Origin of the sequence: Klebsiella huaxiensis (genome assembly GCF_003261575.2) — a bacterium.
Taxonomy (GTDB): domain Bacteria; phylum Pseudomonadota; class Gammaproteobacteria; order Enterobacterales; family Enterobacteriaceae; genus Klebsiella; species Klebsiella huaxiensis.
Window position 1 is genome coordinate 5,191,183 of the sequence record NZ_CP036175.1, and the last position, 13,543, is coordinate 5,204,725.

Annotated in this window: 11 protein-coding genes and 1 pseudogene; 10 read left to right on the forward strand and 2 right to left on the reverse strand. The window is 56.1% G+C overall.

What is annotated here, in order from left to right; genetic code table 11:
• Positions 1-29 precede the first annotated feature (29 nt).
• The 7 genes from hpaX to yjiA all read left to right on the forward strand — a co-directional run bounded on the left by hpaX (position 30) and on the right by yjiA (position 8,506).
• The gene (gene hpaX / locus DA718_RS24780; protein ID WP_112215122.1) at positions 30-1,406 is read left to right on the forward strand and encodes a 4-hydroxyphenylacetate permease; all 1,377 of its coding nucleotides are present in this window, start codon (positions 30-32) and stop codon (positions 1,404-1,406) included.
• Positions 1,407-1,415: 9 nt separating this feature from the next.
• Positions 1,416-2,306 carry a 4-hydroxyphenylacetate catabolism regulatory protein HpaA gene (gene hpaA / locus DA718_RS24785; protein WP_112215123.1) on the forward strand — a complete coding sequence of 297 codons (891 nt, stop codon included), beginning with the start codon at positions 1,416-1,418 and terminating at the stop codon, positions 2,304-2,306.
• 372 nt (positions 2,307-2,678) lie between these two features.
• Positions 2,679-4,241, forward strand: coding sequence for a 4-hydroxyphenylacetate 3-monooxygenase, oxygenase component (hpaB, locus tag DA718_RS24790; protein WP_112215124.1), 1,563 nt, complete (start codon positions 2,679-2,681; stop codon positions 4,239-4,241).
• 19 nt (positions 4,242-4,260) lie between these two features.
• On the forward strand, positions 4,261-4,773 hold the full coding sequence (locus DA718_RS24795) for a 4-hydroxyphenylacetate 3-monooxygenase reductase subunit (protein WP_112215125.1): 513 nt from the start codon (positions 4,261-4,263) through the stop codon (positions 4,771-4,773).
• A 302-nt stretch (positions 4,774-5,075) separates the two neighbouring features.
• On the forward strand, positions 5,076-7,226 hold the full coding sequence (locus DA718_RS24800) for a carbon starvation CstA family protein (protein WP_112215126.1): 2,151 nt from the start codon (positions 5,076-5,078) through the stop codon (positions 7,224-7,226).
• Between the two features lie 108 nt (positions 7,227-7,334).
• Positions 7,335-7,538, forward strand: a complete 204-nt coding sequence (locus DA718_RS24805) for a YbdD/YjiX family protein (RefSeq protein ID WP_112215127.1) — start codon at positions 7,335-7,337, stop codon at positions 7,536-7,538.
• Positions 7,539-7,549: 11 nt separating this feature from the next.
• Positions 7,550-8,506, forward strand: coding sequence for a GTPase (gene yjiA / locus DA718_RS24810; protein ID WP_112215128.1), 957 nt, complete (start codon positions 7,550-7,552; stop codon positions 8,504-8,506).
• 191 nt (positions 8,507-8,697) lie between these two features.
• Here the strand turns inward: yjiA and DA718_RS24815 are convergent, their stop codons facing one another.
• Both DA718_RS24815 and DA718_RS30765 read right to left on the reverse strand, forming a co-directional pair.
• A complete protein-coding gene (locus DA718_RS24815) occupies positions 8,698-10,068 on the reverse strand; it encodes an NAD-dependent succinate-semialdehyde dehydrogenase (protein ID WP_112215129.1) in 1,371 nt (456 codons plus the stop codon).
• A 292-nt stretch (positions 10,069-10,360) separates the two neighbouring features.
• Positions 10,361-10,465: pseudogene (locus DA718_RS30765) on the reverse strand (Rpn family recombination-promoting nuclease/putative transposase); the annotation flags it as partial.
• A gap of 117 nt (positions 10,466-10,582) precedes the next feature.
• On the opposite strand from DA718_RS30765, the gene DA718_RS24825 reads away from it, so the two are divergent.
• Genes DA718_RS24825 through DA718_RS24835 form a run of 3 tightly spaced genes read left to right on the forward strand, consistent with a single transcriptional unit; the run spans position 10,583 to position 13,389 of the window.
• Positions 10,583-11,398: an AraC family transcriptional regulator gene (locus tag DA718_RS24825; RefSeq protein ID WP_112215130.1), complete on the forward strand. Its 816-nt coding sequence runs from the start codon at positions 10,583-10,585 to the stop codon at positions 11,396-11,398.
• A gap of 46 nt (positions 11,399-11,444) precedes the next feature.
• Positions 11,445-12,107: a LysE family translocator gene (locus tag DA718_RS24830; protein ID WP_112215131.1), complete on the forward strand. Its 663-nt coding sequence runs from the start codon at positions 11,445-11,447 to the stop codon at positions 12,105-12,107.
• Entirely contained in the window at positions 12,100-13,389 is a 1,290-nt protein-coding gene (locus DA718_RS24835; protein ID WP_112215132.1) for a DUF445 domain-containing protein, read from the forward strand. Before DA718_RS24830 ends, DA718_RS24835 begins: the two co-directional genes overlap by 8 nt.
• Positions 13,390-13,543: the final 154 nt, after the last annotated feature.

Genomic DNA, 13,543 nt, shown 5'->3' on the forward strand with positions numbered 1-13,543 from the left:
TACAAAATTCCCATTAGAGGAAAATGATAATGAGCGATACATCATCTGCCATCCCGGAAAAGTTCGATCCGGCGAACCAGCACAAGCAGCTAACGGCACAGCAGCAGTCGGTTATCAACAAGCTGTTTCGCCGCCTGATCGTATTTTTGTTCGTGCTGTTTATCTTCTCGTTTTTAGACAGGATCAATATCGGCTTTGCCGGACTGACCATGGGGCAGGATCTGGGCCTCAACGCCACCATGTTCGGCCTTGCCACCACCCTGTTTTACGCCACCTACGTGATTTTCGGCATCCCCAGCAACGTGATGCTCAGCATCGTCGGCGCTCGCCGTTGGATTGCCACCATCATGGTGCTGTGGGGCATCGCCTCTACCGCCACCATGTTCGCCTCCGGGCCAAACAGCCTCTATATCTTGCGGATGCTGGTGGGGATTACCGAGGCCGGTTTCCTGCCCGGCATCCTGCTGTATCTGACCTTCTGGTTTCCGGCCTTTTTTCGCGCCCGCGCCAACGCCCTATTTATGATTGCTATGCCGGTGACCACCGCGCTGGGATCGATAGTCTCCGGCTATATTCTGTCGATGGATGGCCTACTCAACCTGCACGGCTGGCAGTGGCTGTTCCTGCTGGAAGGTTTCCCGTCGGTGCTGCTCGGCATTATGGTCTGGTTCTGGCTCGATGATTCGCCGTCGAAGGCCAAATGGCTGACAGCGGAGGACAAAAAGTGCCTGCAGGAGATGATGGATAACGATCGGCTCACGCTAGTACAGCCGGAAGGGGCGATCAGCCATCACGCCATGCAGAAGCGCAGCCTGTGGCGCGAAGTGTTTACGCCCATCGTGCTGATGTACACCCTGGCCTACTTCTGCCTGACCAACACCCTCAGCGCGATCAGCATCTGGACGCCGCAGATCCTAAAAAGTTTTAACGAAGGCAGCAGCAATATCACCATTGGCCTGCTGGCGGCGATCCCGCAGATTTGTACCATATTGGGGATGATCTACTGGAGCCGCCACTCAGATAGACACCAGGAACGAAAACATCACACCGCACTACCGTTCCTGTTCGCCGCCGCGGGCTGGCTACTGGCGTCGGCCACCGATCACAGTCTGATCCAGCTGTTGGGGATTGTGATGGCCTCCACCGGATCGTTTAGCGCAATGGCTATTTTCTGGACTACGCCGGATCAGTCGATCAGCCTGCGCGCCAGAGCGATCGGTATCGCGGTGATCAACGCGACCGGCAATATCGGATCGGCAATCAGTCCGTTAATGATCGGCTGGTTGAAAGATGTTACCGGCAGCTTTAGCAGCGGCCTGTGGTTCGTCGCCGCCCTGCTGGTGATTGGCGCGGTGATTATCTGGGCTATTCCGATGAAAGGATCGCGTCCTCGCGCGACGCCGTAAGGAGCCGCTATGTGCCAGAGTCCTGTCACCAATATCGATATCAACAAAGAGTACGATGAGAGTCTGGGGACGGAAGATGTGCATTATCAGTCGTTTGCCCGCATGGCGGAGTTCTTTGGCCGCGATATGCAGGCGCACCGTCACGACCAGTATTTTCAGATGCACTTTCTTGATACCGGGCAGATTGAGCTGCAGCTCGACGAGAGTCGCTACTCGGTGCAGGCACCGCTGTTTGTCCTGACGCCGCCCTCGGTGCCGCACGCGTTTATCACCCAGTCCGATAGCGACGGCCACGTGCTGACGATACGGGAGGATCTGGTCTGGCCGCTGCTGGAAGTGCTCTACCCCGGCACGCGGGAAGCCTTCGGCCTGCCGGGTATCTGCCTGTCGCTAGCCGATAAGCCCGAGGAGCTGGCGGCGCTAGCGCACTACTGGCGGCTGATTGAACGCGAATCGACCGCGCAGCTGCCGGGACGCGAACACACCCTGACGCTGCTGGCACAGGCGGTATTCACCCTACTGTTACGCAACGCGAAGCTTGACGATCATGCCGCCAGCGGAATACGCGGCGAGCTGAAGCTGTTCCAGCGTTTTAACCAGCTGATCGATAGCCACTACCATCAGCACTGGACGGTGCCGGACTATGCCTGCGAGCTGCATCTGACCGAATCCAGGCTGACCGATATCTGCCGCCGCTTCGCAAACCGCCCGCCGAAACGGCTGATTTTCGACCGGCAGCTGCGCGAGGCCAAGCGGCTGCTCCTGTTCTCCGATAGCGCGGTTAACGAGATAGCCTGGCAGCTGGGTTTTAAAGACCCGGCCTATTTCGCCCGCTTTTTTAACCGCTTAGTCGGCTGCTCGCCGAGCGCCTTTAGAACGCAAAAAGTCCCAGTGTCTTAGGATCTTTCCGGGGGCGACGCAGCGAGTTCGCAGTCGTCTGAGAGACGGTAGCCCGGACAAGGCGCGTTAAGCGCCGCCTCCGGGAAGGCACCACACCGATGCCTCAGATCCGGCACATTTCCCGGAAGCGATGCTGCGCATCTGTCCGGGCTACAAATTCAAAACCCGTACTGATTTGTCGCCCACCCCACCGGAGACCAGGTCAAAAAATCGAAAAAACAACCCGGATCACATAACTCAACCCCGCCCGAAAAGTACCCACCGTTGACCTAAAAGTCTCTTCACGAAAACTGCGTTAGCCGCTTCAATTGAACAACAAAAACAAAACATAAATTTAACATCGCATTCCGATTAATACTGAAGAGGTCCCCTATGAAACCTGAAAATTTCCGTGCAGACGCTAAACGCCCGTTAACCGGTGAAGAGTACCTGAAGAGCTTGCAAGACGGTCGCGAAATCTATATCTACGGCGAGCGCGTTAAAGACGTGACTACGCATCCGGCTTTTCGTAACGCCGCGGCTTCCGTCGCGCAAATGTACGATGCGCTGCACAAGCCCGAACTGCAGGATACCCTGTGCTGGGGCACCGACACCGGCAGCGGCGGCTACACCCACAAATTCTTCCGCGTCGCGAAAAGCGCTGACGACCTGCGCCAGCAGCGTGATGCCATCGCCGAATGGTCGCGCCTGAGTTACGGCTGGATGGGCCGTACCCCGGACTATAAAGCCGCCTTCGGCTGCGCATTAGGCGCGAATCCGGGATTCTACGGACAGTTTGAGCAGAACGCCCGAAACTGGTACACCCGCATTCAGGAAACCGGCCTGTACTTTAACCACGCCATCGTCAACCCACCAATCGACCGCCATAAGCCAGCGGACGAAGTGAAAGACGTCTATATCAAGCTAGAGAAAGAGACCGATGCCGGGATCATCGTCAGCGGCGCGAAAGTCGTCGCCACCAACTCGGCGCTAACCCACTACAACATGATTGGCTTCGGCTCGGCGCAGGTGATGGGTGAAAACCCGGATTTCGCACTGATGTTCGTCGCGCCAATGGACGCCGAAGGGGTCAAACTTATCTCCCGCGCCTCCTATGAGCTGGTGGCAGGAGCCACCGGATCGCCATACGATTATCCGCTCTCCAGCCGCTTCGACGAAAACGACGCGATCCTGGTAATGGATAACGTACTGATCCCGTGGGAAAACGTGCTGATCTATCGCGACTTCGACCGCTGTCGTCGCTGGACGATGGAAGGCGGCTTCGCCCGTATGTATCCGCTACAGGCCTGCGTGCGTCTGGCGGTGAAGCTCGACTTTATCACCGCTCTGCTGAAGCGCTCGCTGGAGTGCACCGGTACCCTGGAGTTCCGCGGCGTACAGGCCGAGCTTGGCGAAGTCGTGGCCTGGCGCAATATGTTCTGGGCGCTGAGCGATTCGATGTGCGCCGAAGCGACGCCGTGGGTCAACGGCGCGTATCTGCCGGATCACGCCGCGCTGCAAACCTATCGCGTCATGGCCCCGATGGCCTACGCCAAAATCAAAAATATTATCGAGCGCAGCGTCACCAGCGGCCTGATCTACCTGCCGTCCAGCGCCCGCGATCTCAACAACCCGCAGATCAACGAATACCTGGCGAAATACGTTCGCGGCTCGAACGGCATGGATCACGTCGAGCGCATCAAGATCCTCAAACTGATGTGGGACGCCATCGGCAGTGAATTTGGCGGTCGTCACGAACTGTATGAAATCAACTACTCCGGCAGCCAGGATGAAATTCGCCTGCAGTGCCTGCGCCAGGCACAAAGCTCCGGCAACATGGACAAAATGATGGCGATGGTCGACCGCTGCCTGTCCGAGTACGACCAGCACGGCTGGACGGTGCCGCATCTACACAACAATACCGATATCAACATGCTGGATAAGCTGCTGAAGTAAACGGCAGCGGGAGGTCACAATGCAATTAGATGAACAACGTCTGCGTTTTCGCGATGCCATGGCCAGTCTGTCGGCCGCCGTTAACGTCATCACCACCGAAGGCGAAGCAGGCCGCTGCGGTATTACCGCCACGGCGGTCTGTTCGGTGACAGATACGCCGCCGTCGGTAATGGTCTGCATCAACGCCAATAGCGCGATGAATCCGGTGTTCCAGGGCAACGGTAAGCTGTGTATCAACGTGCTGAACCACGAGCAAGAGGAAATGGCTCGCCACTTTGCCGGAATGACCGGTATGACGATGGATGACCGCTTCGGCCTCTCCTGCTGGCAGAAAGGGACGCTGGGCCAGCCGGTCCTGAAAGGCGCGCTGGCAAGCCTCGAAGGCGAGATTAGCCAGGTGCAAACCATCGGCAGCCATCTGGTTTATCTGGTGGAAATTCGCAACATTACCCTTAGCCAGCAAGGCCACGGGCTGATTTACTTTAAACGCCGTTTCCATCCGGTAATGATGGAGATGGAAGCCATCGCGTAATTTACCCTGATTCTCCCCTCTCCCTCGGGGAGGGGATCGTTTACCACCCCCTGTAATCCTCTGTCAGTAATATCCTGTGATCTCAATCACATATTCACGCCAGCATGGCTTTATGCCCAACCGCTTACCCCCGCAAGTGACCGCTTAATCCCACATATAACCACTCACAGATTTACCCAACTTTACGCGCGCGGAGTTCTGGCAAGATCGTCCCCAGCATAGCGAATCAATACCTCCTCAAACCCTAACTTAAACCCAAACGGCTTCGGCCCATTATTCATCTCAATAAGCCAGGTTTTACTATGGATACTAAAAAGTTATTCAAGCACATACCCTGGGTGATTCTTGGAATCATCGGGGCATTTTGCCTCTCGGTTGTCGCCCTGCGTCGTGGTGAGCACGTGAGTGCGCTGTGGATCGTAGTGGCGTCAGTTTCCGTCTACCTTGTCGCCTACCGTTATTACAGCCTGTATATCGCGCAAAAGGTAATGAAGCTCGATCCTACGCGCTCCACACCGGCGGTGATTAACAATGATGGTCTGAACTACGTCCCGACCAACCGCTACGTGCTGTTCGGCCACCACTTTGCCGCTATCGCCGGTGCCGGTCCGCTGGTAGGCCCGGTTCTCGCCGCGCAGATGGGCTACCTGCCGGGTACGCTGTGGCTGCTGGCAGGCGTCGTGCTGGCAGGGGCGGTGCAGGATTTTATGGTGCTGTTTATCTCCTCGCGCCGTAACGGTGCCTCGCTGGGTGAGATGATCAAGCAAGAGATGGGGCCGGTACCTGGCTCAATCGCGCTGTTCGGTTGCTTCCTGATTATGATCATCATCCTCGCGGTACTGGCGCTGATCGTAGTAAAAGCGCTGGCAGAAAGCCCGTGGGGCGTGTTCACCGTCTGCTCGACCGTACCAATTGCCCTGTTTATGGGGATCTACATGCGCTTCCTGCGTCCAGGGCGCGTGGGGGAAATATCGGTTATCGGTATCGTCCTGCTGGTGGCATCCATCTGGTTCGGCGGCGTGATTGCCCACGATCCGTACTGGGGCCCGGCGCTGACCTTTAAAGACACCACCATCACCTTTACCCTGATTGGCTACGCGTTCATCTCCGCGCTGCTGCCGGTGTGGCTGATTCTGGCGCCGCGTGACTACCTGGCAACCTTCCTGAAAATCGGCGTTATCGTCGGCCTGGCGCTGGGTATCGTTATCCTCAACCCGGACCTGAAAATGCCGGCAGTGACCCAGTACATTGATGGTACCGGTCCGCTGTGGAAAGGCGCGCTGTTCCCGTTCCTGTTTATTACTATCGCCTGCGGTGCGGTCTCTGGCTTCCACGCCCTGATCGCTTCCGGTACTACGCCGAAGCTGCTGGCTAACGAAACCGACGCCCGCTTTATCGGCTACGGCGCGATGCTGATGGAGTCCTTCGTGGCGGTGATGGCGCTGGTAGCGGCATCAATTATCGAACCGGGCCTCTACTTCGCAATGAACACCCCGCCTGCGGGACTGGGCATCACCATGCCGAACCTGCATGAAATGGGTGGCGAGAACGCCGCACTGATTGCTGCACAGCTCCGCGACGTGACCGCTCACGCAGCGGCAACCGTCAGTTCCTGGGGCTTTGTGATTTCACCTGAGCAGATCCTGCAAACGGCGAAAGATATCGGCGAACCGTCGGTACTGAACCGCGCAGGCGGCGCGCCGACGCTGGCGGTCGGTATCGCTCACGTATTCCACAAAATCATCCCGATGGCGGATATGGGCTTCTGGTACCACTTCGGTATTCTGTTTGAAGCGCTGTTTATCCTCACCGCGCTGGATGCCGGTACTCGCGCAGGTCGCTTTATGCTGCAGGACCTGCTGGGCAACTTCGTCCCGTTCCTGAAAAAAACCGACTCGCTGGTAGCGGGCGTCATCGGCACCGCGGGCTGCGTCGGGCTGTGGGGTTACCTGCTGTATCAGGGCGTAGTTGACCCACTGGGCGGCGTGAAGAGCCTGTGGCCGCTGTTCGGTATCTCCAACCAGATGCTGGCCGCCGTGGCGCTGGTGCTTGGTACCGTGGTACTGGTCAAAATGCAGCGCACCAAATATATCTGGGTCACCGTGATCCCGGCCGCATGGCTGCTGCTGTGCACCACCTGGGCGCTGGGTCTGAAACTGTTCAGCACCAACCCGCAGATGGAAGGCTTCTTCTTTATGGCTCAGCAGTATAAAGAGAAAATTGCTTCCGGCGGCGAACTCACCGCGCAGCAGATTGCCAACATGAACCATATCGTGGTGAACAACTACACCAACGCGGGACTGAGCATTCTGTTCCTGGTGGTGGTCTACAGCATCATCTTCTACGGCGTTAAAACCTGGCTCAACGTGCGCAACAATAAAGTACGCACCGACAAAGAGACTCCGTACGTGCCGGTACCGGAAGGTGGCGTGAAGACCTCTTCACATCACTAAACCTGATGCCGGATAGCGCAACGCCTATCCGGCCTACAGAACGAGCATTAACGTAGGCCGGATAAGGCGCAAGCCGCCATCCGGCTTTATTCGTTACATGGAACCTATATGTTTGGTAACTTAGGTCAGGCTAAAAAGTACCTCGGTCAGGCGGCCAAAATGCTGATTGGCATTCCGGACTATGACAACTACGTTGAGCATATGCAGACCAACCATCCGGATAAACCGTACATGACCTACGAAGAATTTTTTCGCGAACGCCAGCAGGCCCGCTACGGCGGTGACGGCAAAGGCGGCGTACGCTGCTGTTAATGGAGGCAACAATGGCACCGATTGCAGTTACCCTGCTGACCGGTTTTCTTGGCGCAGGCAAAACCACCCTGCTGCGCCATATTCTCAACGAAGAGCACGGTTTTAAAATCGCCGTTATCGAAAACGAATTTGGCGAAGTTGCCGTTGACGATCAGTTGATTGGCGATCGCGCAACGCAGATTAAAACCCTGACAAACGGCTGTATTTGCTGTACCCGCTCAAATGAACTGGAAGATACCCTGCTCGACCTGCTCGACAGTCGCGATCGCGGGGAAACCGATTTTGACCGTCTGGTGATTGAGTGCACCGGCATGGCCGACCCCGGCCCGATTATTCAGACCTTTTTCTCCCACGATGTGCTGTGCGAGCGCTATCTGCTGGATGGGGTGATTGCGCTGGTTGACGCGGTGCATGCCGATCAGCAGATGAATCAGTTCACCATCGCCCAGTCGCAGGTGGGCTATGCCGACCGCATCCTGCTCACCAAAACTGACGTAGCGGGCGACAGCGACAAGCTCCGCGAACGGCTGACGCGCATTAACGCCCGCGCGCCCATTTACACCGTGACTCACGGCGACATCGACCTGAATCTGCTATTTAACACCAGCGGTTTTATGCTGGAAGAGAACGTGGTCAGCAGCAAACCGCGCTTCCACTTTATGGCCGACAAGCAAAACGATGTTTCGTCGATTGTGGTGGAACTGGATTACCCGGTGGATATCAGCGAAGTGTCGCGAGTGATGGAAAATCTGTTGCTCGACTTTGCCGAACAGCTGATGCGCTACAAAGGGATGCTGTGGATTGATGGCGAGCCAAACCGCCTGCTGTTTCAGGGCGTCCAGCGGCTATATAGCGCCGACTGGGACCGTCCGTGGGGCGATGAGCCACCGCACAGTACGATGGTATTTATCGGTATCAATCTGCCGGAAAAGCAAATTCGTACGGCGTTTGTAGGATTGCGTAAGTAACCCTTTGATTGCTGACAGAGTGCAGCGCTGTTGGAATCGCCCGGCGGCGCTTCGCTGGCGCGGGCCTACAAAAAAATCATAACCTGATGATATTGTGATTTTTGTAGGCCGGGCAAGGCGCTAGCCGCCGCCCGGCAGAAATGTGAGCACTATGGAAAACCTGCCTGATGGCAGGTTTTGTATTCACACAGTTATTTATGCACCACTACCAGCTTTTGGTTCACAAACTCTTTAATCCCCAGATCGGAAAGCTCACGGCCAAATCCGGAGCGTTTGACGCCGCCAAACGGCAGCTCCGGCGCGGTATCGGTTAACCAGTTGATATAGACCATCCCGGTTTCGATTCGCGACGCCATCCGTTTCGCCCGTTCGATATCCTGGCTGAACACTGCGCCACCCAGGCCATAGTGTGAATCGTTAGCCAGTTTCACCGCCTCATCGTCATCTTTCACCACGTAAATTTGCGCCACCGGGCCAAAAAACTCTTCAAAATATGCCGGATTATCGCGGGTGATTCCGGTCAGAATAGTCGGCTCGAAAAAGCTACCTTCCCGCTGCGCGGGTTTGCCGCCCAGGTGCAGTTTGGCGCCGTTTTTCACCGCCTCGTCGACTTGTTTGCTTAAGGTATCCAACGCATCTTTGGAAGAGAGCGGCCCAAGCGTGGTGCTTTCATCCAGCGGATCGCCGATTTTCACCTGGCGAAAGGCTTCGGTAAACTGGCTCAGGAACCGCTCGGCTATTTTCTCATGCAGGATAAAGCGTTTCGCGGCAGTACAGACCTGTCCGGCGTTGTTGAGTCGGGCCTGAACACCAATCTTCACCGCTTTCTCCAGACTTGCGTCGTCGAGCACCACAAACACATCGTTACCGCCCAGCTCAAGCGTCGCTTTCTTGATGTGTTTAGCCGCCTGCGCTGCTACCACGCTACCCGCTTTTTCCGAACCGGTCAGCGCCGCGCCCTGTACCCTATCGTCGGCGATAATCTTCGCCACCTGATCCTGAGAAATAAACAGATTGGTCCATGCCCCTTCTGGCGCACCGGCTTCACGCACCAGATGAGCAAAAGTTTCCGCACAGTGCGGAACGATGCTGGCATGCTTGGCGATCACCGGATTCCCCGCCGCCAGATTTGGTGCCAGTACGCGCATTAGCTGGTAATAAGGGAAGTTCCACGGCTCTACAGCCATCAGCACGCCGACAGGATGGTGTTCGACCCACGCCTCACCCAGCTCTGACTGATACTTCACTGGGGCCAGAAACTGTTTCGCGTTGCCGGCGTAGTAGCGGGCAATTTGCGCGCACAGCTTAACCTCACCGCGGCTTTGCTCGATGAGCTTCCCCATCTCCTGGCTGGCGATTTTGGCCAGTTCGTCCACCCTACTGTCAATCAGATCAGCCAGCTTACGCAGAACCGGCAGCCGCTGGTCAATATCCCCTTTCGCCCATTCGGAATGATAAAGCGCATCTGCTTTTTGCAGCGCCGATTCTACGTCCGCATCGCTGTGAGCGGGATACTCTTTGATGAGTTGGTTGTTCGCAGGATTCACCGTCTGGTAAGCCATATCGTATGTCTCCTTGTTATCGCTATTAACACAGTCATAAATGCTGTACAGGATATTAAGGGTAGTCGAGATGTCCATGGATGAGTGTAAACTCAGGTACATCCGGAATTTTCCAGGAAAATAATTAGAGATAGCTACCAGATAAACTTTCTACCGGGGAACTCAACAAAACAGCAATGGATTAGTGATTATTGACCGTGATATCCGCTTCCAGCAGACCGGTAATTCTCAGCACCGTGTCCAGCGCCATGCCATCGGCAAGCATGGTTCGGGCAATGCGTAACGCTTCGGCGCGCTGGCGAATATGCTTTTGCATCAGTTCAAGTAAAGCAATTCTTCGATGTTGCACAATTTCATCATCAGGCACGACGGTAATGTCCACCAGCGGAAACGGCGACGAAAGATATCTTCGCCCAGTTGCAAACTCGGCATTTTTATCGAAGGCGGCTCGCATTTCGCCCTCTGCCTGCTGTCATGTTATAAACAGGTATTCCCCTTAGCCAAGGAGCCTTCCGTGAGCCATACGCGCGATATCCCGCAAACCTTCTGGCGTGACGAGCAGTTTCCCTGGCTTGAGCTGCGCAGCACCTGGCACAGCCATCAGGCCTATAAACGTCACCGTCATCCGCAGCTCTCGGTGGGCGCGATTATCGAAGGGGAAACGCGCTGTATCTGCAACGGACGAGAGTATCTTCTGCGCCCAGGTGAGCTGATTATTATCCCCGCGCAGGCGCCTCATAGCTGTAATCCGCTTAACGGCCAGCCGCGCAGCTACCATATGCTTTACCTTGATATCCCTTGGTGTCGACAACAGTTGGGAAACATTCCCCACCCGGCCCAATTGACAACACCGCAGTTAGTCATTCGCGACGCCGGGCTCTTCGCTCAGTATCAGCAGATTGTCGCATTGATGCACCAGCAGCAAACGGCGGCGCTGTCCGCCAGCATCGCGCGATTGCTCCAGGCTCTGCCGCTACACCCTGCCGTACCGCAGGCGTTAAGCCAAGCCAGCTCACAACTATTCAACCGCCTGGCAACCAATCTGCAAGAACCGCCGACGCTAGATAGCCTCGCCAACGAGTTATCCCTACGCAAAGAGACGCTGATTCGCGCCTTCAAGCACGATACCGGCCTGACGCCTGCCAGTTTTATCAATATGGCGCGCATCGAGTTCGCCAAAACGCGCCTGCGCGCCGGGGATAATATTGCCGACGTTGGCTATCAGGCCGGATTTGCCGACCAGAGCCACTTTCATAAGACTTTTGTCAGCTACACCGCCGCCACGCCGCGCCAGTATGCGCAGGGCCGATCAATATCAGACAATAATTAGCCTCCGCGCTGGCGTAGGGTGACCTCAGGTTATTACTGAGGTTGCTATGGACATACTCGCTACGCTCTTCCCACCCGCCTTCCCCGCGCTGGCGCTGTCCCATTTCGTTGCTCTGCTGAGCCCCGGCCCGGATTTTTTCCTGCTGGTAGGCTACGCCATCCGCTATCGCCTGCGCGGCAGCGTCGGCTTGTGTATCGGGATTGCCGCCGGTAACGGGCTATATATTGTGCTGGCGATTATCGGCTGGGGGATCCTGCGCCACGCGCCGCTGCTGTTTACGGTTATTGAACTGCTGGGCGCGGCGTATTTGCTGTGGATTGGCAGCCTGCTGCTAAGAAGCCGTCCGGCGACGCTGGATTTACGCAGCGCCGCAGCATCTCGCCCGTCGCTGGCAAAACAGCTTGTGTTGGGGCTAGGTTCATCGTTGCTCAACCCGAAGAATGCCCTGTTTTATCTGGCGCTGATGACCTCGCTGCTGGGTCCGAACGTGACGCTGGTACAACAGACCACCAGCGGAATCTGGATGACCAGCATGGTGCTGCTATGGGATATCTTACTGGTCTCGCTGATTGCACTACCGTCGGTACAGCGTCGCCTTTCCACCGTCGTCTGGCGAGTAGAGCGGGTCGCGGGCGGGGTGTTAATGGCGTTTGGCTGCTGGATCGTGTGGCAGTTTTTGCACGAGTTCGCCGTCAGGTTATATGCTTAAGCTTATGGAAAAACTCGCTGAACTGAAACGCGCCAAACTACTGGCGCTCTCGCTGCTGCTGATCGCAGTGGCCATTTTTATCACTACCCTCGTGCTGCCGCCGACGCCGTGGGTCGGTGCGCTAAAGGCTATTTCCGAAGCGGCGATGGTCGGCGCGCTGGCGGACTGGTTTGCGGTAGTGGCGCTATTTCGCCGGATTCCGCTACCGTTCGTCTCGCGGCATACGGCAATTATTCCGCGCAATAAAGACCGGATTGCCGATAATCTCGGCTATTTCGTGCAGGAAAAATTTCTCGACACCCCATCACTGGTGGCGTTGATTCGCCGTTACGAACCAGCGCTGATGCTGGGTAACTGGTTTAGCCAACCGGAAAACTCTCGCCGGGTCGGCCAGCACCTGCTGCAGGTAATGAGCGGTTTTCTCGAGCTTACCGACGATGCGCGTATTCAGCGCCTGCTGCGCCGGGCGGTGCACAAAGCCATCGATAAGGTCGATTTAACCCAAACCAGCGCCATGATGCTGGAGGGGTTGACCCGCGATAACCGTCACCAGAAGCTGCTGGACTCGCTGATTAGCCAGCTGATCGCCCTGCTACAGCGCGACAGCTCACGGGCGTTTATTGCTCGCGGCATTATCCGTTGGCTGGAGACCGAACATCCGCTGAAGGCCAAAATTCTGCCTACCGAATGGCTGGGCGAGCACAGCGCGGAAATGGTGACCGATGCGGTCAACACGCTGCTCGATGAAGTCAGTCAGGATCGCGCTCATCAAATTCGCCAGGCTTTCGATCGTGCAACGCTAAAATTGATCGACAGTCTTAAGTCCGATCCGCAGATGGCAGAAAAAGCGGAGAGCATGAAAGCGTATCTGAAGAACGATGAGACCTTTAACCGCTATCTTGGAGAAGTGTGGGCCGACCTGCGCGGCTGGATTAAAAACGACGTCAATAGCGAAGATTCACGCATCAAACAGCGTATTGCCGAAGCCGGGCAGTGGTTTGGCGAAACGCTACTCCACGATGAGGCGCTGCGCGAGTCACTGAACGAACACCTTGAGCAAGCGGCCCATCGGGTGGCCCCGGAGTTTGCCGCCTTCCTGACCCGCCATATCAGCGATACGGTCAAAAGCTGGGACTCACGCGATATGTCGCGGCAAATCGAGCTGAACATTGGTAAGGACCTGCAGTTTATCCGCATCAACGGGACGCTGGTTGGCGGCACGATCGGGCTGGTGCTGTGGTTGTTTTCACAAATCCCGTCGCTGCTGCATCTTCATATTTAATGGAACTTATTGTTTCAAATACATATTTATCATAAATATAAATTAACATCTGAAAAGGCATGGATATTTCTGTTGACCCTAAATTTATTGCAGTGTGAAGTGCTGGAATAGTGTGCACCTGTTAAGAGCCTATCCCAGTAGGCGCAATTGTTGT